We start from the raw sequence: 23,305 nt of genomic DNA, 5'->3' as shown, positions 1-23,305 counted from the left end.
CTCATTAACAGAGAAACTCGACGAGCCCGGCCAGCATGCGGTCGCAGGCTTCGATCTGCGCCAGCTCCACATACTCGTCGGCCTTGTGAGCAACTTCAATGCTGCCGGGCCCGCAGATCAGCACTGGCGTTTCGTTCCAGCTCCGCTGGAATAATCCACCCTCGCTGCCATAGTCCACCTTGGCGCACGGGGTGCCCGGGGGGAGCAGCGAGGCGAGCAGGCCGACCGCGGGCGAATCCTCGCGGGTGTTCAGGCTGGGATAGCTGTTCGTCATCTGGATGTCCGGCAAGGGCGCCGCGGGATCTAGCGCCTCATTCCTGACGCGCTCGGCCAGGCGTTCCAGGACGCGCTTCAGGATCTTCTCGGGCTTATCTTCCGAGACGTTGCGAATCTCGAAGCTGACTTCGCATTCGCTGGGCACGATGTTCAAGGCGCGGCCGCCGTGAATGACGCCGGCGTGGACCGTGCTGTAGGGCACGCCGTAGCCCTCGTCGCGCGGGCCGCTTTCCGCCAGTTCACGCTGCACGTCCCGCAGGGATGCGACGAGGTCGCTGGCCATGTGGATGGCGTTGAAGAACCTGGGCGCCAGGCCCGAGTGGCCGGCCTGCCCGCAGCAGACCGCCCGGTAGGCAGCCTTGCCCTTGTGACCGGTGCCGATCCGCATCAGGGTCGGCTCGCCGACAAGGCACAGGTAGGGTGCGGGGAGGCTGTTCTCCAGGCGGCGCAGCAGGTGGCGCACGCCAACGCAGCCGATTTCCTCATCGAAGGACAGCGCCAGTTGCAAGGGGCGCTGGAGCGGCCGCCGGGCGGCTGCCACCATGGCCGTGACGGCGCAGGCCACGAAACCTTTCATGTCGGCTGTGCCGCGTCCGTAGATGCGGCCATCCCGGTGCGTTGCCACAAAAGGGGGCGAAGTCCAGGGCTGGCCTTCCACCGGCACCACATCGGTATGGCCGGAGAGCAGAACGCCCGGAACGCCCACCGGACCAACCGACGCAAACAGATTGGATCGGCTGGGGTCTTGCGGGTCGGGCACGAGCATCGATGCGACGCCGGCCTCCGCCAGGATGTCCTGGACCTTGTGGATGAGCGCGATGTTTGGCTTCAGGGAAACCGATGAGAAAGAAACGAGCGTCTCCAGGAGCGAGACGCTTGCGGAAGAGGTTTGATGTTCCATCTCTGGCGTTTTCATGGGGTATTCCCGAATGCGGCATGACCGATGAAGATGGCGCTTCACGACGCCGATTCAGGGCGCTGCCAAATGGGGGTCGAAGAAACTTGGAGCGCTCATTCCGGGAATGTATTGGTCGGAGATATAAGCCCGGCAGCGCTCCATGAAGATTCTCGTCAATCTCGACTGCTTCATCGGCTTGTAAGTCGCCAGGCCGAGCAGCATGGGCCGATGGGTACCGGCAAGGCGGACTCGCACCATGCGCTTTCCATCGAGCGACTGATTGGATTTGGGGCGCACATTGAAGAGCGCGTAGCCAATTCCGTTGGCAACCAGGGCCCGCACTGCTTCCGTGGACTGCGAACGCGCCGCGATGTTCGGTGTCACGCCGGCCTTTTCAAACAGGGAGGCGAAATAGTCCCGGCTCATCGGCATATCGAGCAGGACGTAGGGTTCGGGCGCCAGCTCTTCGAAGGAGACGACTTTCTGCTGCGCCAGCGGGTGGACCTCGCTCACCAGGACATAGGGCGGCATCGTCGCCAGGGTCTCGAACTGGATGTCATCGCCCAGGTGCAGGTCGTAGGTGATGGCCAGGTCGATCTCGAGCGCATGGAGCTTGTTCATCAAGACCTCCTGGTCGCCTTCGACCATCTGCAGATCGACTTTCTTGAAGGCGCGCGAAAAGCCGAAGATGACCTCGGGCGCAATCATGGGCGTGAGGGACTGGAAGCTTCCCACCCGCAAGGTACCCTGAATAACGTCGCTCGAATCAGAGGCGATTTCATAGAGTCGGGACGACCGTCCGAGCATATCTTCGCAGTGCTGCAGAACCAGCGTGCCGACGGGGGTCAGGCCGATGCCCTTGGAAGGATGGCGTACAAACAGCTGCGCGCCCAGTTCGGTCTCGATATGAGCGATCGCTGCGGAGATCGAGGGCGAGGAGATATGGATTTGCGACGACGCGGCGGAGATGCTGCCGTGCTTCGCCGTTGCGACGAAATACTCCATCTGGCGCAGGGAAATGCGATTGAGCATGTCGAGATCAAGAAAAGGTGAACGCTCCAGTGTACTGGAGAGGGTTTGCCCTTTCGAGCGCCGGCCGCCTGACCGGCGCTGGCACGCTGTCATTCGATGCGGCGGTCAGGTCACAGGTTTCCGGGAACGCCGAAGCTGGGCGCCGCCCGGGGATCGAGCGCCCGCTGGATATAGTCCTTCAGCTGCGGCGCGTAAACCTGCCAGGCGGCATAGAGCGCCCCGACCGGATCGTTCTCCACCCAGTCCAGGCGCAGGTCCACGACAGGCCAGTTCTGCGCGTCGTACACCAACAGGCCTGCCGAGTGCACCGGACCCTCCTCGCCTCCGGCAACCTGGCCGGCGAGCATGGCCTGCATCAGACGTTCCGCCAGCACGCCCCCGGTCTGTTCGAACGCCGACAGCATGGCCTGGGGCACGTCACGCGTCGCCAGCATGTTGCCCGCGCATGCGGCATGGGTGCCGACCACGCTTGCCAGGTTGCCCAGCGCCCTGGCACCCGTGAATACCACCGGCGGGTTGTGCGCGTCGATGGCCATGAGCTGGCGATACTCGATGTGGGGGCGCGTCTGCAGTTCGGCGAGCGCGCGTTCAGGCGTGAGGCCGCTCGCCATCAGGTCCAGGGCGAGCGGACCCAGATCCGGATCGGTAATATTCTGGCTCGCGGCTGCGCCGACCCCTTTGCGGCCGCGGATGCAGCGCGCGGCAACCGCCGGCGAGGAGGATGCCACGGCTGCGCCGAACTGGCCGGTGGCGGGGCACCGTGCGATGATGGAGAAGGTCATGGCAGTTCAGTCAGGGATGACAGCGGTGGCGTCGATCTCGACCAGCCACTCGGGGCGGGCCAGCGCCGATACGACGATGCCGGTCGAGACCGGGAAGACACCCTTCAGCCAGCGGCCCACGACACGATAGACCGCTTCACGGTAGCGCGGGTCGATGATGTAGATCGTGATCTTGCAGATGTCCTCGAGCTCGCCGCCGGCTTCCTCGAGCAGCATTGCGATGTTGGCCATGGCCTGCTCCGCCTGTCCGGCGGCGTCCCCGATGCACACGCTCTCCGAGGTGTCGAGGTTCTGGCCGATCTGCCCTCGCAGAAAAACTGTGCTGCCTCGCGCGACAACGGCCTGGCAAAGGTCGTTGTCCAGATTCTGTTCCGGGTAGGTAACTCTCGTGTTGAAGGTGCGGATGCGGGTGTGCTTCATGGTCGATTCAGGTCAATTCAGCAGGTGGCGGGAGTTTGGGAGTGTTGCTCCCCGACTGCATGGTCATGCGCAGCGGCCGGCGGCGCCATTTATATTTTCCTGCTGGCCGTTAAGGAATTTCCGAATACCACCGAACCTCAGACGGCCGCTAATCTGTTCCAGACGGCGGAACAATCCACAACCCCATCGGGAAATGTGAGGCACCCCTACGAAAAAACTGACTTGGCGCTTGCGGGGTGCGCCTGCGCTGATCAAGCATGCCCTCTCTGCCCTGACCAGCGACGTTTCTCCGCATTGTGATTGCGTTTCCCGGTGGCACGTTCCAGCGTATTTCCAGTTCTATTAGATGCTTATCTTTTCGATTGGGGGTTATAAATGACGATTCGCAAGCTCTTGACACTTTGCACGCTCTGCGCCGCGTTTGGCAGTACGGTGGCATCCGCCCAGGAGGCCCTGGTGGTAAGCACCTGGGGCGGTAGTTTCCGCGACCTCATCGATGAAAGCATCGGCAAAGAATTCACGCGGCAAACCGGCGTGCCGGTCAAGTACATCACGGGCGGCACCATTGACCGCCTGAACAAGGCGAAGCTTGCTTCCAAGCCCGAGAGCGACGTTACCTTCACGACTTCCCATGTCGGCTGGCTCTACGCCAACGGCAATCTCTTTGAAAAGCTGGACACGAGCAAGATCCCGAATTACAAGCATCTTGTCGATCGCGCCAGGATCAGCCCTTATCACATCGGCAGCTGGGCCTATGTCTATACCATCGGCTATCGCGCGGACCTGGTGCCGCCCAGCATCAAGTTCGAGAGCTGGAACGACCTGTGGAGCCCGGCCCTGAAAGGCAAGATTGGCGTGCCTGACTTCGATCCGAGCCATGTGGTCGCGGTTTCGGCCATGCTGTCGGGCGGCGAAGCGACAAGCTGGGAGAAAGGCCAGGAAAAGCTCAAGGCGCTCAAGCCCAACTTCAAGGCGTTCTACACCAATGACGCGAATGCCCAGCAGTTGATCGCCACCGGCGAAACACCTGTGCAGGTCATCCTGTCGATCAACGCCTATCACATGATCAGCCAGGGCGTGCCCATCAAGTTGGTCACGCCGAAGGAAGGCGCTGTGCTCGGCATCGATACCATGGCCATCACCAAGGGCTCCACCAAGGCCGATCTGGCTTACAAGTTCATGAATATCGCCTTGTCGCCGGAGGTCCAGTCGAAGATCGTGGCCTTGAAGAAGGCAAGTCCCGTCATCGACGACGCCAGGGTTTCCCCTGAAGACGCCAAGCTGCCCGGCGTGTTCACGACGAAAGAGCAGTGGGAAAAGGCCATCCTCGTGGACCACAAGCTGCGCGCCGAGAAGACTGCGGAATGGCGGAAGTGGTTCACTGAAAACGTCATGAACTGAACCCGATAGTAAGCGTATCGAGGGAGGGTCGCGGCGGCCATGCGCCACAGCGATCCTCCCTCGCCGATTGTGCGTCTGGAATAAGGTTCAAGAATGCGCCCCGATCTACGAGCCTGGCTGGTCTCCCCAGCAGTACTTGTCGCGCTGTGCATCGCAATATCGTTGATTGCGGTCCTGCAGTTCAGCTTCCGGGCGTATGTGCCCGGCTCCCTGGATGTCGGCGGATTCACGTTCGCCAACTTCGGCGGTTTGACCAAGTCGATTTATCTCGACGCGTTCTCTAACACCTGGTGGCTGAGCGTGGAGACGACCGTCTTTTCGCTGCTGGTTGCGTACCCGCTGGCCTATGCCCTGGTGCGCGTCAGGAGCCGTGCGCTCAAGTCGTTCATCCTCGTGGTGTCCATCACGCCCCTGTTCCTGGGGGAAATCGTCCGGACTTACTCCTGGATCGCAGTCCTGGGCAGCAATGGCTTCATCAATGGCATGCTGCGAAAGCTTGGCCTGATCGACTGGCCATTGGAACTTATGTTCACACACCTGGGCGTGCTGGTCGCGCTGGTGCACGTGACGATTCCCGTCGTGGTCCTGATGCTTGCCACGGCAATTTCGCATATCGACCGGGACTATGAAAAAGCCGCCCAGAGCCTGGGTGCCGGCCCGGTCAGGACCTTCCTCACGGTCACGCTTCCGCTTTCGATACCAGGCATTCTGGCTGGCATCACAACTGCGTTCGCCTGGACCTTCAGCGCCTTCGCGACGCCTCAGATGATTGGCGGAGGTCGCGTGCCAACGGTCTCGACGCTGGTGTACCAGCTTGGCTTCGCTTCCATGAACTTCCCGCTGGCGGCCAGCCTGAGTGTCATGGGCTTGCTGCTGACGGCAGCAGCGCTCTTTTCCCTGGGGCTGTTCACCAAGCGCCTGAAAGCCGTTGGAGAACACTAAAATGCGAATCAAAAGCGCCTTGCCTTTGCCGCTGCGTGTCGCGGGCCCGCTGCTCGTCGCCATCCTGCTTGCATTCGTGCTGCTGCCGGTCGTGGTGGTCACGATCGCCGCCTTCAATGAAAAGGCGATCATCGCTTTCCCGCCTGAATCCTATTCGCTGACATGGTTTGCACGCGTCTTCAGTTATCCGGATTTTCGGGATGGATTCCGCGCCAGCCTTGTCATCACCGCATGGTCCTCGTTCATTGCGCTGGTGATCGGGACCTGCCTGTCGATTGCGGTCAAACGGCTGGAATTCCGCGGCAAGCAGACGCTGCTGGCCATCCTGCATTCCCCTCTCGTGGTGCCGCACTTCACGCTGGGGCTGGGCCTGCTGATCCTGGTGTCACAGGCCTCCATACACCGCTCATATGGCGTCGTTATCCTGTGCCACGTGATGCTGGTGCTGCCGTTTGTGCTGAAGAGCGTCTATGTTTCCATGGAAAACCTGGACGCAAGGCTGGAACAGGCGGCAGCAAGCCTTGGTGCGTCGCCGCTGAAGGTGCTTTTCACGATTACGATTCCGCTGCTCGCGCCGGGGCTGTTTGGCGGCTGGTTGTTTGCGGCGATCATGTCGTTCAGTGAATTCACCGCATCGCTTTTCGTCACGACGCAGGACACGCAGACACTGCCGGTTTCCATGTACAACTATGTCCGGGAGTTTGCCGATCCGACGCTGGCTGCACTGTCGGTCGTCTATATTGCCGTGACAGCTAGCGTGCTTGCCTTCGCGAACTATTTTCTGGGCTTGGGGAAAATCCTCAATATCGAGGAAGGGCATTGACCGGCATGCGCTGCTGAAAACCGGGAAGCGGCAGGACGAATTCGCGCAAATCCTTGCTAGGCGAGTGCCTACCGCTCCAGACCAGATCGAGGGCTGGCTGGGGAAACGTCAGCCGGCATTCCCGTCCTTGAGGCGCTTGCGGTGCGCCGCGACCTTGGCGCGATTGCCGCAAATCGCCATGCTGCACCACCTGCGGGCGTGGCCTCGCGTGTGATCGGCAAATAACAACGTGCACCGTTGGCCTTCACAAGCCTTCACATGGGTAAAGTCCTCCTCGCACACGAGTCTGGCGAGAGACTCCGCGATTGGCATCAGCAATGACTCCGGCGATTCCCAGCGCCGCCTGGCACGGAAAACCAACCCGGAGTCCGCGCTGCCAACGATCTCGCCGTACTGTGCGTCACGCCCGAGCCAACGGTTCAAAGGCCCGAGTTCGGCCAGATCCCGTGCAAGTAGCGGTTGACCCATCCTCTCCAGCACAAATCCCCTGAACCACTCCCGCAGGCCACGCGCCTTGGCGGCGATGTCATCCAGGACCTCTGGCGTGTGTTTCGCCCGTAGCAGCGCGAGTGCCTCAGCCGGCACCAGTCCAGCCTGTTCCAGCCAGGCCATCAACCCTTCTCCATTGCTGATCCAGTCGACCTGCTCATCCACTGGTGTCGCGACCGAGTTCAGGAAATCGAGCCCTGGCGCATCGGCGACGAACATCGCCGGAATCTGGCGGTAGTCCATATCGAAAGACTGCTGCTGTTCACGATGCCTCCCATAGTAACCGTCAAAAGTCATCTTGACAAGTTACGCTATTGGTTTGTAACCTGTAAAAAGACAATGGATAGGTTACTGATAGCGGTGCTGTCTCAGGCCTGTCCGGTTCGAGAGGAACCCCCATCACTCATGAAGGAAAGGCCATGTCCACGATCGCTTATCGCCATGCTGACGTCGACGGATTCAACGTGTTCTATCGGGAAGCCGGCCACGCGGGCGCGCCCAAACTGCTGCTTCTGCATGGATTTCCGAGTTCGAGCCACATGTTCCGGGACCTGATCCCCCGGCTGGCCGATCGTTTCCATATCGTCGCGCCGGATCTGCCGGGATTTGGTCTCTCAGACATGCCGAGCCGCGATACCTTCGCCTACACGTTTGACAACCTCGCGAACGTGATCGACCGCTTTACGGAAGTGATCGGGTTCGACCGCTTCGCGGTGTATGTCTTCGACTACGGCGCGCCAACGGGATTTCGGCTTGCGGTCAGGCATCCGGAGCGGATCACCGCGATCATTTCGCAGAACGGAAACGCCTATGAAGAGGGATTGAGTGGTGGCTGGAACCCGATCCGGGCCTATTGGCACGATCCCACGCTCGAGAACCGGGAGGCGCTTCGCACGCTGCTGGCGAAGCAGACCACCATATGGCAGTACACCCACGGCGTCAGCGATGCGGCGGCGGTATCCCCGGACGGATACTCGCTCGACGACTACTATCTGAGCCGCCCCGGCGCGGACGAAATCCAGCTTGACCTGTTCGGCGACTACCAGAGCAACGTCGCGCTGTATCCCGCCTTCCAGCAGTATTTCCGCCACCACAAGCCTCCCTTTCTTGCTGTCTGGGGCAAGAACGATCCGTTCTTCCTGCCCGCAGGAGCCGAGGCCTTCAAGCGCGACATCCCCACCGCGAAGGTCCGCTTCTTCGATACTGGCCACTTCGCGCTGGAGACGCATGCCGCGGATATCGCAGCGGCAATTTCCGATTTCCTGGTCGGATGATCGCGGACTCCCCGAGCCGCTTCTACAAGATCAAATGAGGAACGAAGATGAATGACGACATCACTCGGCTCGACGCCGGATTCAGCGCGGGCCGGGCTTCCTGCAAGAAGGGAAAATCTGTATGGGTTGGCTCCATCGCCGTGGTTTCGGTTGTCATGGCAGGCAGCGCGTTGACGCTTTACGTGGGAGGTCCAACCAAGGTCCAGGCCGCTCCGGCCAAGGCACCTGTTGTGTCGGTCAGTGCTCCACTTCAACGAGACATCGAGACACGCATCGGCTTTCTCGGCCAATTCTCGCCAGTCAAAACCGTGGAGCTACGCGCACAAGTTGGCGGCGCCTTGAAGCAAATAAATTTCAAGGACGGCGATATCGTCCGTGAGGGCGACCTTTTGTTCGTGATCGACCCGGAGCCGTATGAAATCGCACTTAGCAAAGCACAAGCTCGACTCGAAAGTGCGACGGCTCGGCTCGAACTGGCCGGCCGGGAACTGACGCGCGCCGAAACGCTGAAGAACGCCGACGCAGGTACGCAGCAAAACGTTGAGCAGCGTCTGGCTGAACAGCGTGCTGCCCAGGCGGCCGTGAACGACGCGAAGGCACAGATCCGGGACGCACGTTTCGACCTCGAGCGCACGCGTGTCAAGGCGCCGTTCACTGGCCGGATTGGTACGCACCAGGTTTCTGCAGGCAACATCATCGCCGGCAGCCGCGCAGCCAACGGTCCGACCACTTTGCTCGCCACCATCGTGTCGACAGACCCGATCTACCTGAATTTCGACATGAGCGAGGCTGACTACATCAAGTTCCAGCAGCAGCGCGCCAAGGAAAAGGGACCACTTGCCAACAAGATTGAGATCTCTCTCAACGGCGACTCGACGTACGACCGGCACGGCACACTGGATTTCATCGACAACACCCTTGATCGCTCCAGCGGCACGATCCACGCGCGTGCCACGATCCGCAATCCTGATCTGAATCTGACCCCGGGCGGGTTCGCACGCATTCGGCTGGCTGTATCCATCCCCGAACCGGCTCTGCTGGTGCCGGATGCTTCCGTCCTCGCGGATCAATCGGAACACATCGTCCTCACGGTGGGCAAGGACAACATCGTGACCCCGAAGAAAGTTGAGATCGGAGACATTCGCGGCGGGCTGCGCGTGGTGCGCTCAGGCCTGGCTACCACCCACCAGGTCGTCCTCGACGGTGTACCGCTTGCGACGCCGGGTTCGAAGATCGCGCCACAGCCGGGCTCCATCAAGCTCGCCGAACAGGACTGATGCCGTGAAGCTCGCTCACTTCTTTATTGACCACCCACGATTCGCCGCGGTGCTCAATATCTTCGTTGTCCTGTTCGGGCTGGCAGCAATGACCACGCTGCCCGTGGCCCAATATCCGGACATCGTTCCTCCAACCATTCAGATTACGACTGCCTATCCAGGCGCGTCTGGCGAGACCATCGCTCGCACGGTAGCCACGCCGCTCGAGCAGGCCATCAACGGCGTGGAAAACATGTCGTACATCAGTAGCCAGTCGACAGGGAACGGATTACTCACCATCACTGTCATTTTCAAGCTCGGCACGGATCCAAATACCGCGCTGATGCTCACCCGCAACCGGGTGCAGGACACGTTGTCCCGGCTGCCACAAGAAGTTCAGCTTCAGGGCGTCCAGGTAAAGAAGACCATTCAAGCCCTGTTGCTTGGTGTGCTCGTCTATTCACCGGACGGTTCGCGCAGCGCAGAGTATCTTTCCAACTACATGCTCCGTGTAAGGGACGAAATCGCACGCGTCCCTGGTGTCGCTGACTTCTGGGTACTCGGCGAGCGCCGCTATGCCATGCGTATCTGGATCGATCCGGATAAGGCAGCCGCATACAACATCAGCGCAAGCGAAATCATGGCAGCACTTCGCGCCCAGAATGCCCAGGTGTCGGCCGGCGCGCTGAATGCACCACCCGTCGCGAACAGCGCGGCATATCAAGTGAACGTCGAAGCGTTGGGACGTCTGACCAAGCCCGAAGAGTTCGGTGACGTCATCATCAAGGCCGACAACAAGGGCCGTGTCACCCGCATCCGCGATGTCGGCCGCGTGGAACTGGGCTCGGTGGACTATGGTTCCAAGGCCTACACCGACCGCCATGTGTCGGCGCCCTGGTGGGTCATCGCCACGCCGGATGCAAACGTGGTTGAAGTGCAGCGTGCGGTCTGGGACAAGATGACGGAGCTCAAGAAGGATTTCCCGCCGGGCGTCGATTACATGAGGACTTACGATCCCACCAACTTCGTAACGTACTCGATTGAGGAAGTCATTCTGACCATCTTTATCGCCATCGTTCTGGTGGTGGGTGTGGTCTACGTGTTCCTCCAGAGCTGGAGAGCCACGATTATCCCGGTGATTGCCATCCCGATTTCGCTGCTCGGCACCTTTACGGTCCTGGCGGCCTTCGGAATGTCGGTGAATAACCTATCACTGTTCGGCTTCGTCCTGGCAGTGGGGATCGTGGTGGACGATGCCATCGTGGTGGTCGAGAATGTCGAGCGCAACATGAGTCTTGGCATGACGCCACGCGAGGCTGCTCGCCGGACGATGACAGAAGTCTCGACGGCTTTGCTTGCCATCGCGTTAACACTGTGTGCCGTGTTCGTCCCGACGGCCTTCCTCTCGGGGATTTCTGGCCTCTTCTTCAAGCAGTTTGCCATCACAATTGCTGCTTCGACGGCTATATCTTGTTTCGTCTCGCTGACGCTGAGCCCGGCTCTGTGCGCAGTCATGCTTAAGCCGCACGAGCACACGCACGCAAAGGCTCATGGCATTGGTGCCTTCATCCGTCAGGGCTTTGGCAAGTTCAACGCCGGTTTCGAATGGCTGTCGGATCGCTACGGCAGGATGACTGCTCGTCTGGCTCGTGCCGGCATGATCGTCGCGTTGGCGTACGTCAGTCTGATCGGCCTTACCGGTCTGCAGATGTCCCGCATGAGCACTGGCTTCATTCCTGACCAGGATATTGGCTATCTCGCAGTGATTGTCAATTTGCCACCAGGGTCAAGCCTCGAGCGTACCCACAAGGTCGTGCGCGAAGTCAATGAAATTGCCCTCAAGACGCCTGGTGTCTCGCACACGTCGGCAACGGCAGGCTTCGATGTCACCACGTCGACCGTGGCGCCAAATGTTGGGACGGTTTTCACTTCCCTGCCTTCGCTCTATGGTGAGCACATAAAGGGTGTCACGGCTGCGTCGATGGTTCAAAGACTGCAGGAGCGGCTGTCTGTCATCAAGGACGCCTATGTCATCGTCGTGCAACCGCCAGCAGTTCAAGGCCTCGGTGCCGCCGGCGGCTTCAAGTTGATGCTGCAGGATCGTGATGGGCTTGGACCGCAGGCCCTGGCCAAGGCAGCAAATACGCTGGTCGCCGCAGCGAACAAGGACAAGTCGTTTGGTGGTGTCTTTACGCTGTACAACGCCGGATCGCCGTCGATCTATGCCGATATTGACCGTCTGAAGGCCGAGAAAATTGGTCTGACGACTACCGATATCTCCTCTACTCTGCAGCTGTATCTTGGCTCGCAATACGTCAATGACTTCAACTATCTCGGCCGCACCTATCAAGTGCTCGCCCAAGGCGACGAAGCGTTCCGCAAGACGCCTGGGGATATTGCGCGGCTGAAGGTGCGCAATGCAAACGGGGAGATGGTTCCTATCGGTTCCGTGGCCACGTTCAGGGATATGACTTCGCCGTATCGCGTGCCACGGCACAACCTGTTCCCGGCAGCTGAAGTGATGGGTGTCGCAGCGCCGGGGGTGGCTTCCGGTACAGCGATAAAGCGCATGGAGGAGCTTGCCAGGGAAGTGTTGCCGCCAGGCATCGGCTTCGAGTGGACCGACCTTGCATATCAGCAGCAGCAGCACGGTACCCCGACGATTGCCATTTTCGCTGCTGCGGCCCTGTTCGTATTCCTCGTGCTGGCCGCGCAATACGAAAGCTGGAAGACGCCGTTGGCCATTGTCCTGATTGTTCCGATGTGCTTGCTTGCATCGTCCTCGGGGCTGCAGCTGCGCAATATGCCGATCGACATCCTGGCCCAGATTGGATTCGTGGTGCTCCTTGGACTAGCGGCGAAGAACGCGATTCTCATCGTCGAATTCGCCAAGCAACGGCAGGATGAGGATGGTGCAAACGCAGAAGATGCGGCAGTGCAATCGGCTCGGAATCGCCTGCGCCCGATTCTGATGACATCGTTCGCCTTCATCGCCGGTGTGGCACCGCTGGTCGTAGCCACCGGCGCCGGTTCTGAGATGCGGCAATCTCTCGGTACCGCGGTGTTCTTCGGAATGCTCGGTGTGACGATCTTCGGTCTGCTGTTCACGCCTGCCTTCTACAGCATGATCCACCGAGTCCGTAACAAACCGGCTGTGTCGGGCGTCATGAGCCGACTCGGCATTGGGAGGTCAGCATGACCCGCATTCCGTCGAAGCTGTCCAAGACAGCCGTAGGCACCCTGTTGTTGAACGCACTGCTGGCAGGCTGCGCCGTCGGCCCCGACTACACATCGCCGCCAACAAACGATATGACGCCGTTCCACAGCACGGCCGCCGCAGCGAATAAAGCAGCGCCGGCGCCATCGCTGGAGAAATGGTGGCACGGGTTTAACGACCCGATGCTTGTCAATATCGTCCAGCGTGCACTTGGCCAGAATCTGGATCTGGCGGCATCGATAGCTCGTGTACAGCAGGCTCGTGCAGTAGCGAGTAGCGCAGACGCGCAGGTTCTTCCGACCGTGGATTTCGACGCCGCGGCAGGCTATACCCATCAAAGCCTGCGTGGCCCACTCGGCTCTGTCGCGTCGGGAAGTCCGGGTTTCAGGCGGAACACACCTTTCTACACGGTTGGTCCTGCTGCAAGCTGGGAAATTGATCTGTTCGGTGGGCTGCGGCGTGGCGCGGCAGCCGCCGAATATGAAGCAATCGCAGCGGAAGCTGATCATGCGGGCACTCGTGTGATGGTCGCGGCCGACGTAGCTGACGCCTACTTCCAGATCCGTGGCTACCAGGCGAGACTGGCAATCGCCGGAAAGCAGATTGAGACGGATGAACGTCTGCTACGTCTGGTACGCGACCGCTACGATGCTGGCGCGGCACAGGGACGGGAGGTTGCGCAGGCTGATGCGCTGCTGAAGCATGCGTTGGCCTCTGTTCCTCCGTTGCGCATCGGCTTGGAGCAGCAACTCAATCGACTCGATGTCCTGATGGGGGTACAGCCTGGCACATATGCACAAGAGCTTGGTGCGGTAAGCGATATTCCGGCAGTCCCTGGAGTGCCTGCGGATGCTGTGCCACAGGAGGTGTTGCGCCGTCGTCCCGACATCATTGCTGCGGAGCGCCGTCTGGCTGCATCGAGCGAGCGCATCGGCGTGGCGATCTCCGACTACTACCCCAAGATTTCGCTGTCTGGCGCTCTTGGATTCGACAGTCTTAACGCTGGGCAGCTTTTCACTTCCACCGCCTTCACTGCCACCGGTGGCGGCGCGTTGCGCTGGAGACTGTTCGATTTCGGCAAGGTGGACGCAGAGGTAGCTCAGGCACGCGGCGCCAATGCCGAGGCGCTGGCGCTCTATCGCAAGGCTGTACTTCGCGCTGCCGAGGATGTGGAGAACGCATTCACCACCCTGACTCAGACCGGGATTCATGTGGCCCAGCTTAGGGATGAGGTTCAAGCGCTTGTCAAGTCCCGTGACCTGTCGGAGCAAGCGTATCGCGCCGGTTCCATCACGTTGACAGATGTTCTGGTCGCCGATCGCCAACTATTGACCGCACGCGATGAGGTTGATGCAAATCGCGCCAATGCTGCGAGAGCCGCCGTCGGCGTGTTTCGTGCACTCGGTGGTGGATGGGAGCCCGCGCCGACGAATGGAACGTAACGGCAAGCGTCGTAACGGGACCACCAGCCGTAGCATCGATTTCAACTTGACCCTCCCTGCGCATATTGTTTGAGCGCGATGCTTGGTTTGCCCTTTTCATCTGAAGTGGATATGATGACCTGAACCTCGTTCCCAATCTTGCTCAAAGGTCCTGGACGATGAACATCACGGCGCGCGCTTTCGAAAAATCGTACTCATGCAGCCTGAGTGCGCAGCCGTTCCTCCGCGTTGCGGCCGCACCATCAAAATCCGGTCACGCAACGACAATTTCACGCCGTCTTGCCAACAAGCGGCCAATCGATGGCGTAGGTCTCGCCTGCCTCTATTAGTCCGGAGCCGGTCCGGACGCACTACGCGTCTGACCGGTTCCGGAACTTCCCCCTTCGCATAGCCGACCTGTCCCTGCTTTTTTCTGCTCGGGATTGCCCACCCATTTGAGCAAGCCATCGCGATTTTTTGGTCGCCGGTGCTTTCTCCATCAGGCGGGACATCAGGTCGCACATCGGACGGACACGCGCCACAAGGCGTGCTGGACTCGTACTTTTCGTGCACGACGCTCGGCAACTGCCTGAGCGTCGTCGGTCGAAGCGCCGCACCGCGACTCAGCGGCCCGTGGCGCATGGCTACAGGAGCGGATTATGCATCCATTACCGTTTGCCCAGGTCTCGGCGGCCCGGCAAGCCAATCTTGAAGTCCTCAGAGGCGTATCAGACGTGCTCCGCCTGACGGAGACGGCATTCGCACAATATCAAACGCTGCTGCAATGGAATCTTCAATGGGTGCACTGCGCCTTTCCAGGGTCCTATGAATGCGCGAAGCAATTGCTGGCAATGCACAGGCCCCGAGAGATCCTCGCGTTGCAAACACTCATGATGCAGATGGCCAGTGTTGAATCTCATCACTTCGCGCACGCGCCGATGCTCCGCAACCTCTCGCCCGCGGCCCGCACACCAACGTAGTGGAAGTGAACGCTGACGGAAAGCCAACCTTCGCTCTGCCGAGCGAGACCGTGCGGCTGGAGGCAGCGAGCAACCGATCGTCCATCGATTTACCCACTTCTGATGCAGATTCTGGAGAGTCTAATGATTACGAAGCCACTCATTACGGAACTCGATGCTAGCCGGCTCAAGGCACGTGCGAGGATGGCAATCGCGAGGCCTCAATATGGCGCCGCGTTGGCGCACTTTCTATCGGCAGCAGACGTTGTACCAGCCGACAGGTTCCCGGCGGATACCATCAGCATGTTCACGACCTTTTCCTGCGTGGATCTGGCGAGACACCAGCGGATGGTCTGGACCATCAGCTATCCGGAAGAGGCAGATTTTTCCCTCGGCCGGATCTGCGTGTTCTCCCCGCTCGGCATCGCCTTCCTTGGCACACGACGAGGTGGCGTTTCCGAGTGCAAGCCCGCGCTGGAAATCTCCTTGCGGTTCGTTGTTCAAGAAATCCTTTTCCAGCCGGAAGCAGCGGGGGTACCCGAGTTAAACAAATGCCGCTCCTGCCACTAACGGTGTCGTGGGTCCTCTGCTGTCTGCCTCGTCTTTGTGAATGCTAGGTGCCTATACCGCTGCCCATTCTCGGCCAATCCCCTATTGCAAAGGGTGATCCGGAATCAAAGGCTGTTCGCCGAACTGGGCGATCTCGGTGACGGTGGCGGGCATCTTCCCTTCGTCCTGCACACAACTTGCAGAGTGATCCCCATGGCCGCCCTCCTCCCGTGAACATCTTGGGGCGACCAGCCTATGCCTGCAGCTGTCGCGGCGCAGAGCGAATGCACCCCGCGTCAGCGCGGTTGCCGCCGTGGAAATTGCAGAGCGCCTTCGCGGGCTTCCCCAATATCGCCTGACGAATGACGAGCAGGTGCAGGTGATCGTCCGTCCAGCCCATGGCTGCCTGGATGACTGCGGGAGCCGAGCCGGCTGATGCTCTCAGAAATGAAAACACCCCGCCAGACCGGTGGGCTCAAGCCGCGCAGAGCAATGCGAAGGTGCTGGACGACGGCGCCGGCTGAGGATCGGATGCCGGCCCCGGACGAAGCCTCTGCACCTTGCCCCCCTCTTTTGCCGTGCAAAAAGAGATTGGCGCTGGACCACCCCAGAAATCCTGATTGACCGCCTAACGACTCGGATTTGACCTCGGTCAAGTCCGAGTAACCCGGCGCCGTTCCCTGGCGCCGAACGCAAAGCTCTTGGCATGGAAAGCAAAGGCCGGACGTACCCCCAGCGCTTACCTTGAAGGCGACGCGATATGCGTTGGACCTATATCAAGAGGAGACACAAAATGGTTACATCCAGTTATTGCATTGCGCATCTTGTTGCCGAAGTCTGCCTTGCTGAATCCGCACGTTCCGATTCAGTCATGGTGCGTTCGGAGGCTGAATTATGCGCGTAGAACAACTGACCGCCAGCATCGGCGCCGAACTCGTTGGCGTGAAACTCTCCGATGCCATTCATGACGACGGCTTGTTCAATGAGATCCGCGACGCATTGCTGCGGCACAAGGTCCTGTTCCTGCGAGACCAGGATATGTCCCGCGCCGAGCATGTCGCGTTTGCCGAGTGCTTTGGCAAGCTCGAAGATCATCCCGTTGCTGGCAGCCATCCGGAGCATCCGGGTCTGGTCCAGATCTACAAGCAGCCGGACCAGCCGATGGACCGCTACGAGAACGCCTGGCATACCGATGCCACGTGGCGCGAGGCACCTCCGATGGGTTGTGTCCTTCGCTGTGTGGAGACGCCTCCGGTCGGCGGCGACACGATGTGGGCGAACATGGTTCTCGCCTACGAGAACCTGCCGGGGCACGTCAAGGCGCAAATTGCCGGCCTGAAAGCACGGCACAGCATCGAGGCAAGTTTCGGCGCGGCCATGCAAATCGAGAAGCGCCTGACGCTGAAGGCGCAGTATCCGGATCCCGAGCATCCGGTGGTACGAATTCATCCGGAAACCGGCGAGCGGATCCTCTTCGTCAATGCCTTTACCACGCACTTCACCAACTTCCATACGCCTGCATACGTGCGCTATGGCCTGGATTACAACCCGGGTGCGGCCGACCTGCTGCGTTACCTGGTGAGCCAGGCCTTCATTCCCGAATACCAGGTGCGCTGGCGCTGGAAGGCCAACAGCATGGCAATCTGGGACAACCGAAGCACCCAGCACTACGCGGTAATGGACTACGCGCCATGCCATCGCAAGATGGAGCGCGCCGGCATTATCGGCGACAAGCCATTCGGCATCGGAGACAAGCCGTTCGGTATCGGCGACAAGCCGTTCGGCATCGGCGAAGGCGATGTCAAGCGACATACCGCACAGCCGGCCCAGGCCTGAACTATTTATCCCAAGGAGAGAGACATGGATTTCATCGACGGTTCACTGTTCCCGGAGAACCAGCAGAAGCTGGTCATCACAGCAGCCCCTTACGGCCCGGAATGGATGCCCTCGGATTTTCCGCAGGATATTCCGGTGACGATGGAGGAGCAGATCCAGAAGGCGGTGGACTGCTACAACGCCGGCGCTACCGTGCTGCATGTTCACGTACGCGAAGCCGATGGGAAAGGCTCGAAGCGCCTGTCCAAGTTCAATGAGTTGCTTGCCGGCATCCGGGCACGCGTGCCGGACATGATCCTGCAAGTGGGTGGATCGATCTCGTTTGCGCCGGAGGGCGAAGGGGATGTGGCCAGGTGGCTGTCGGACGATACCCGCCACATGCTGGCGGAACTGAAGCCGACGCCGGACCAGGTGACGATCGCGATCAACACCAACCAGATGAACGTGGTCGAGCAGATGTGCGCGGCAGATGTGGCCGGAACATCCCTGGCCGAGCCGGCAAATTATCGCGCCTATCGCGAGATGACCATCCCCGCCGGACCGGAATGGGTGGAAGAGCATATCCGCCGGCTCAGCAGCAACGGTATCCAGACCCACTTCCAGCTTGCCAACATCGCGCAACTGGAAACGGTGGAGCGGATGATGCGACGGGGCACCTGCAACGTGCCATTGATCCTGACCTGGGTAGCGATCGGCGGCGGCTTCGAAGCGCCCAACCTCTACAACCTGGCGAACTTCGTGCGAGCTTGCCCCAATGGTTCGGTGCTGACCCTGGAAACCTCGATGCTCAACGTGCTTCCGCTCAACATGATGGCGATCGCCATGGGGCTGCACGTGCGTTGCGGTATCGAGGACAACATCTGGACGCAGCGGCGGGACCGCAAGATGGGCACGGTCGAACAGATCGAGCAACTCGTGCGCATCTCGCGAGAATTCGGCCGGGATGTTGCCAGTGCGAAGGAAGCGCGTGAGATCTACAAGATCGGCACGTTCTACGACGGCGCCAATGAGACGCTGGCGGCTAATGGCTTCGCGCCAAACCGCAAGCCAGGCCAGGTCGGGTTCACGCAGCACGCCTGCCGCTGATCGACGCGGGTTGGCCGCGCAAAGGTACAGGGATCCTCCGTCCCTGTGCCTGCCTGAGCCCGTCTAACACGTGAAGCGCCGCTACCCGGCGCGCTCCACCTGCATGGGGACAGTCGGCTCGTTATATCCAGCCGGGTATTCATGTATGGATAGCACGATGTCACGGGAAGATTCCATGAGCCTGAAGCATCCGGAGGGACGAGCGCAGGTGTCGGCCACAACCAGAACCGGGCCTCGCTTTACGATACTCGTGGGCGGCCTTGTGATGCTGGGCCAATTCGCCATCGGGACCTATCTACCGGCCTTCGGCTCGCTCAGCACGGCATTGTCGGCCAGTCCGGCACAAGTACAGCAGTCTCTGACGGCATACATGCTTCCCTTCGGGCTGATGATGCTGTGGCACGGAGCAATCTCCGACGCAATCGGCCGTCGCAGATCCGTCCTCGCCGGACTCGCCCTGTTCGCCCTGGGGTCGCTGGTCTGTTCAGCGGCTTCGCAGATAGAGACCCTGTACGCCGGCCGCATCATGCAGGGGCTGAGTGCGGGTGTAGGGGCCGTCGTTGGCCGAGCTATGGTCCGGGACGTTGCCAGTGGGGCAACCGCTCAAAGACAACTGGCACTGGTCGGCATGCTGTTCGCGCTGGCCCCCGCCCTGGCACCGGTCTGCGGTGGCTGGCTGCTGGCCTGGGCGGATTGGCGCAGCATCTTTCTCTTTCTTGCTCTGCTGTCCGCAGGCTTGCTCTGGGCTTGCTGGCGGTGGCTGCCTGAAACCCTGCCGCCACCTGAACGGCATGTGCTGCACCCCATCCGGCTTGCTCAGGCGTATGGCAACGTTCTTTCCCACCGCAGCTTTGTCTTGTTGGCGCTGGCCAATGCTGGCGTCAACATGGCCATCTACGTCTATGTACTCGGTGCTCCCAATTTCGTTACGCAGCACCTCGGATTGAATGCGCAATCCTTCGCATGGCTGTTCGTGCCGATTGTCGTGGGATTGCTGTCAGGCTCGCTCGCGCTGTTTCGTCTAGCTGGCAGGGTGAGTCCATGGAAGACCATCGCGCTTGGGCACATCGTCATGTTCGGCGCGGCATCGGTCAATCTTTCCCTCGGCGTGTTCCATGCACCCGCGCTGCCGTGGACCGTGATCGCTCTGCCATGGTTCGCCTTCGGCATGATGCTGACCCAGCCGAGCCTGCAATTGCTGGCTCTGGATTGCGCCCCGGCGCGTCGGGGCCTGGCGGCCAGTTGCTACCTGACGTTTCAGCAGGTCGGGAATGCGTTGTTGTCCGCGGTGGTCATGCCGCTCCTTGCTGTCTCCCTCACGCGAATGGCACTCGGCATGCTGTCGATCCAATGCATTGGCGCGCTCCTGGCATACTTGGCGCTACGTTCGATGGACCGATCGCAACCGCTCAGTGGCGATCCACCGTCGTATCAGTCCGACGACCTGAGATGAGCAAGTCTGTTTGCGGGTGCCGTGCCCACATCGAAGGCTGGTGGTTCGCGGTGTGCGGCAAAGGCAGCAAGCCTTCCGCGGAAAGCTTCGCATGCCGAAAGCCTGGACATGCTGTTAGCGACTGAAACGAGCGCTTCCGCACACAGATTTTGCGCCGTTCAACACATACTATTCAAACATTAACCGCTTCGACAACTAAATGGCAGACAGCGTGCTCGTCAAAGGGGTGGTACGTGCGGCAGGCGTTGTTTCGCTCGTGCCACTGGGAGAATGGGGGCTGGCGCTTTTCATCCTGGAGGCCCCAAGGCACACTGTCGAGGCATTCCTCACCTCGGCTGCCGGGCTCGTGCTTTGGGTTTCGAGCGAGATCGATTGGCGCTACAAAAAACAGTGAGCCTAACCTGGCCAGCTTCCCGCTGATGCTGGCCAGGCGCGGCGTAATACCGGCTCCGCATGCTGGCGCGCACGGGCGACCCGGCGCTACTCCTGCGCGGCGGCATGTCAGCAGCTGGTTCCAACGATCCCTGGCGGCCCTGCCCGCCGACTGTGCGAGCGTACGCCTAGGGCGTGGTCCTCAACGACATCGGACGGGTATGTGCGAGGCCTCCGTGCGGGGATGTACCCCGAGCAGCTACATGGCGCGCAAGTCAGCCATCAAGGCATGCCCGTAACGTACGCGCGAGACGGCCCGCTTCGTTCGCATCGGTGATGTTCGCGAAACCCATCACCAGGCCTCGCGGCGTGTCCCGCATACGGCCGTGCGCATACCAGATCGAAAGCGGCAGCACTGCAAGGCCCGCCTGGCGGGCACGCGAGGCGACAGCGACATCATCGACCGGACCATGGGCAGCCTCGGCGAATTGCACCGAGAACTGGATTCCGCCGGGCGGCAATTCAACGGTCAGCAGTTCGCCAAACGTCTGCCTCAAGGCCTGCGCGATCAACAGGCGCCGCTGTCCATACAACGTGCGCATCCGCTTCACATGCCGCGCAAAATGGCCCTGTTCAATGAAATCTGCCAACGCAGCCTGAAACAGCGTCGGCGCGCCGGCATTCATGCTGCACGCCACCCGTCCAACACGCTCGACCGCGCGCCCCGGCACCACCGTGTACGCGAGCCGCAGACCGGGGAACATCACCTTGCTGAACGTGCCGCAATAGAGCACGCGGTCATGCCGGTCGAGGCTCTTCAAGGCCGGCAAGGGTCGGCCCAGGTAGCGGAACTCGCTGTCGTAGTCGTCTTCGATAATCCAGCGAGACGCTGTCTCTGCCCAAGTCAGCAACGCCATTCGCCTTGCGAGCGACAGCGTGTTACCCAGGGGGCTCTGGTGCGATGGCGTGACGAGCGCGAAGCGTGCTTCCGGGTCCCGTTCGACGCCGCACTCGACATCGATGCCTTCTTCATCGATGGGCACCGGGACGAGCTGCACGCCGGTCTCGGCCAGGAAGCCGCGCGCAAGCAGATAACCGGGGTCCTCGAACCACATGCGGTCGCCGGGGCTCGCAAGACTGCGCAATACCAGTTCGAGCGTCGCGCGGTAGCCACTGGTAATGAAGACCTGATCGGGCAGACATGTGACACCCCGCGACAGGCCAAGATAGGTGGCGATATGTTTGCGCAGCGGCAGATAACCCACCGGATCCGGGTAGGCAAGCAAAGTGCGTTCGCCGCTGCGCGCACGCCGCGAAACGAGCCGGCTCCATATCTTGCGCGGAAATGCGTCAAGCGCCGGCAGCCCTGGCTGCAAGGGTCGCGGCTCGCCGCTCAGGGCGACGGCGATCGCCGACTGGCGTGCCATCGGCTGGCCGTTGGGTGATGCGGCTGGCGTCTTCGCTGCGCCCGCGCCTTCAGTGGTCGGCGCGTCAGGGGCATCCTGGCGTCCGCGTGCAGGTGCGGCTTGCATCAGGGATTCCGATAGCGAAGGCGATACAAACGTGCCGGCAGCGCCACGCATCTGCAAGTAGCCCTCGTCGACAAGGATCGTATAGGCCAGTTCGACGGTGCCGCGCGCCGTGTTCAACTGCGTGGCGAGGCCGCGCAACGCCGGCACCCGATCTCCCGGGCGAAGATGTCCCGCCGCGATCGCCGTTCGGAAACGCTCGCAAATCTGCAGATAGATCGGCAACGGCTTCTGGCGGTCGATCTCAATGGCCAACGTGGGGTTTCGTACCGTCATGACAGTCTCGCGGGCAAAAGGGTGCAGAAAGAACTTGGACTAGTCGAATGGTTAATTCTTGGCCCTTATCCCTAGGGCATGATTGTTCCACAATGGCTCCATGCGATGCGACGGTGACAGGCACTTTCTGTGACGCCACCACACACCAGGTGCGCAGCGCGTTCCTCTACCCTCATATGGAGAATCTGCCATGAAGATCGTTGTAATCGGTGGTTCTGGACTAATCGGCTCACGTCTTGTCACGCTGCTCAATAAGGCAGGCCATACGGCAGTCGCTGCATCGCCGCGTACCGGTGTCAACACGGTGACGGGCGAAGGCCTAAGCCAAGCACTGGTGAATGCGGATGTCGTCGTCGATGTGGCGAATGCGCCGTCTTGGGAGCCGCAGGCGGTGCTGGACTTCTTCCGCACCTCGGCACGCAATCTCGGCAAGGCCGAGGTGGCCGCGGGCGTGCGCCACCACGTCGCGCTGTCGATCGTCGGTACCGACCGCATGCCGGACAACGCGTATTTCACGGCCAAGGTTGCACAGGAAGCGGTGATCGACGCGGCCGGTGTGCCATACACGATCGTGCGTGCCACGCAGTTCATGGAATTCATCGGCGGCATCGCGGATTACGGCACGGATGGTGGCACTGTGCGCATTGGTGACGGGATGTTCCAGCCGATCGCTGCGGATGATGTCGCGGCCGCGCTTGCGCAGGTCGCGCTCGCGGCGCCGCTAAACGGCACCATCGACATCGCCGGACCGGACCGCGCGTCCTTCGCGGAGATCGTTTCGCGCTATCTGAAGTCAGTGGGCGACGCGCGCACCGTCGTGACAGATCGCGACGCGCGATATTACGGCGGCCAAGTCGAAGAACTGTCGCTCGTGCCGCTGGGCGACGCGCGGATAGGCAGCACCAGTCTCGATCAGTGGCTGGCGCGCGCTCATGTGGAGTAAGCCATAAATTCGGGAAGGCCAACAACCCGTCTGATGATATCGACTGTGAGCGATATACCTACATCCACCGG

The 23,305-nt window shown here is 60.9% G+C and carries 20 protein-coding genes; 14 read left to right on the top strand and 6 right to left on the bottom strand.

Going from position 1 to position 23,305, the window contains the following annotated elements; genetic code table 11:
- Positions 1–4: 4 nt before the first annotated feature.
- The 4 genes from argE to CTP10_RS30845 all read right to left on the bottom strand — a co-directional run bounded on the left by argE (position 5) and on the right by CTP10_RS30845 (position 3,408).
- Entirely contained in the window at positions 5–1,177 is a 1,173-nt protein-coding gene (gene argE / locus CTP10_RS30860; RefSeq protein WP_116318507.1) for an acetylornithine deacetylase, read from the bottom strand.
- A 69-nt stretch (positions 1,178–1,246) separates the two neighbouring features.
- Positions 1,247–2,206 (bottom strand): LysR family transcriptional regulator, encoded by a 960-nt coding sequence (locus CTP10_RS30855; protein ID WP_116318506.1) that lies wholly within the window; start codon positions 2,204–2,206, stop codon positions 1,247–1,249.
- 110 nt (positions 2,207–2,316) lie between these two features.
- Positions 2,317–2,988: a DUF1028 domain-containing protein gene (locus CTP10_RS30850; protein WP_116318505.1), complete on the bottom strand. Its 672-nt coding sequence runs from the start codon at positions 2,986–2,988 to the stop codon at positions 2,317–2,319.
- 6 nt (positions 2,989–2,994) lie between these two features.
- Positions 2,995–3,408, bottom strand: coding sequence for a RidA family protein (locus CTP10_RS30845; protein ID WP_116318504.1), 414 nt, complete (start codon positions 3,406–3,408; stop codon positions 2,995–2,997).
- Positions 3,409–3,783: 375 nt separating this feature from the next.
- Between CTP10_RS30845 and CTP10_RS30840 the strand changes: the two genes are divergently transcribed.
- From CTP10_RS30840 to CTP10_RS30830, 3 genes are all read left to right on the top strand, one after another.
- Positions 3,784–4,809, top strand: a complete 1,026-nt coding sequence (locus tag CTP10_RS30840; protein ID WP_116318503.1) for an ABC transporter substrate-binding protein — start codon at positions 3,784–3,786, stop codon at positions 4,807–4,809.
- A 93-nt stretch (positions 4,810–4,902) separates the two neighbouring features.
- A complete protein-coding gene (locus tag CTP10_RS30835; RefSeq protein WP_116318502.1) occupies positions 4,903–5,751 on the top strand; it encodes an ABC transporter permease in 849 nt (282 codons plus the stop codon).
- Position 5,752: 1 nt separating this feature from the next.
- The gene (locus CTP10_RS30830; RefSeq protein ID WP_116318501.1) at positions 5,753–6,574 is read left to right on the top strand and encodes an ABC transporter permease; all 822 of its coding nucleotides are present in this window, start codon (positions 5,753–5,755) and stop codon (positions 6,572–6,574) included.
- Positions 6,575–6,682: 108 nt separating this feature from the next.
- On the opposite strand, the gene CTP10_RS30825 is transcribed toward CTP10_RS30830, so the two are convergent.
- Positions 6,683–7,306 (bottom strand): CGNR zinc finger domain-containing protein, encoded by a 624-nt coding sequence (locus CTP10_RS30825; protein ID WP_116318500.1) that lies wholly within the window; start codon positions 7,304–7,306, stop codon positions 6,683–6,685.
- Positions 7,307–7,482: 176 nt separating this feature from the next.
- Between CTP10_RS30825 and CTP10_RS30820 the strand changes: the two genes are divergently transcribed.
- The 10 genes from CTP10_RS30820 to CTP10_RS30775 all read left to right on the top strand — a co-directional run bounded on the left by CTP10_RS30820 (position 7,483) and on the right by CTP10_RS30775 (position 20,508).
- Entirely contained in the window at positions 7,483–8,337 is an 855-nt protein-coding gene (locus CTP10_RS30820) for an alpha/beta fold hydrolase (protein ID WP_116318499.1), read from the top strand.
- Positions 8,338–8,384: 47 nt separating this feature from the next.
- Positions 8,385–9,614: an efflux RND transporter periplasmic adaptor subunit gene (locus CTP10_RS30815; RefSeq protein WP_116318498.1), complete on the top strand. Its 1,230-nt coding sequence runs from the start codon at positions 8,385–8,387 to the stop codon at positions 9,612–9,614.
- Between the two features lie 4 nt (positions 9,615–9,618).
- Positions 9,619–12,792: an efflux RND transporter permease subunit gene (locus CTP10_RS30810; RefSeq protein WP_116318497.1), complete on the top strand. Its 3,174-nt coding sequence runs from the start codon at positions 9,619–9,621 to the stop codon at positions 12,790–12,792.
- The gene (locus CTP10_RS30805; RefSeq protein ID WP_116318496.1) at positions 12,789–14,252 is read left to right on the top strand and encodes an efflux transporter outer membrane subunit; all 1,464 of its coding nucleotides are present in this window, start codon (positions 12,789–12,791) and stop codon (positions 14,250–14,252) included. The genes CTP10_RS30810 and CTP10_RS30805 overlap by 4 nt, the downstream gene beginning before the upstream one ends.
- Before the next feature lie 638 nt (positions 14,253–14,890).
- A complete protein-coding gene (locus tag CTP10_RS30800) occupies positions 14,891–15,211 on the top strand; it encodes a hypothetical protein (protein ID WP_116318495.1) in 321 nt (106 codons plus the stop codon).
- 282 nt (positions 15,212–15,493) lie between these two features.
- Positions 15,494–15,760, top strand: a complete 267-nt coding sequence (locus CTP10_RS30795) for a GreA/GreB family elongation factor (protein ID WP_158577644.1) — start codon at positions 15,494–15,496, stop codon at positions 15,758–15,760.
- Positions 15,761–16,633: 873 nt separating this feature from the next.
- Entirely contained in the window at positions 16,634–17,575 is a 942-nt protein-coding gene (locus CTP10_RS30790) for a TauD/TfdA dioxygenase family protein (RefSeq protein ID WP_116318493.1), read from the top strand.
- Between the two features lie 24 nt (positions 17,576–17,599).
- Positions 17,600–18,661, top strand: coding sequence for a 3-keto-5-aminohexanoate cleavage protein (locus CTP10_RS30785; RefSeq protein ID WP_116318492.1), 1,062 nt, complete (start codon positions 17,600–17,602; stop codon positions 18,659–18,661).
- A gap of 175 nt (positions 18,662–18,836) precedes the next feature.
- Complete coding sequence (locus CTP10_RS30780; protein ID WP_116318624.1) at positions 18,837–20,114, top strand: multidrug effflux MFS transporter; 1,278 nt, start codon at positions 18,837–18,839, stop codon at positions 20,112–20,114.
- 199 nt (positions 20,115–20,313) lie between these two features.
- Entirely contained in the window at positions 20,314–20,508 is a 195-nt protein-coding gene (locus CTP10_RS30775) for a hypothetical protein (protein WP_116318491.1), read from the top strand.
- Between the two features lie 253 nt (positions 20,509–20,761).
- Here CTP10_RS30775 and pdxR read toward each other — a convergent pair whose 3' ends face one another.
- Entirely contained in the window at positions 20,762–22,291 is a 1,530-nt protein-coding gene (gene pdxR, locus CTP10_RS30770) for a MocR-like pyridoxine biosynthesis transcription factor PdxR (protein ID WP_116318490.1), read from the bottom strand.
- A 190-nt stretch (positions 22,292–22,481) separates the two neighbouring features.
- Here pdxR and CTP10_RS30765 point away from each other — a divergent pair, with 190 nt between their 5' ends.
- Entirely contained in the window at positions 22,482–23,234 is a 753-nt protein-coding gene (locus CTP10_RS30765) for an SDR family oxidoreductase (RefSeq protein WP_116318489.1), read from the top strand.
- The last annotated feature ends 71 nt before the right edge of the window (positions 23,235–23,305 follow it).

This window comes from Cupriavidus sp. P-10 (genome assembly GCF_003402535.2).
In the GTDB taxonomy this organism is placed as follows: domain Bacteria; phylum Pseudomonadota; class Gammaproteobacteria; order Burkholderiales; family Burkholderiaceae; genus Cupriavidus.
The sequence above is the reverse complement of the archived record's forward strand: the minus strand, read 5'-3'. Positions and strand labels throughout refer to the sequence as shown.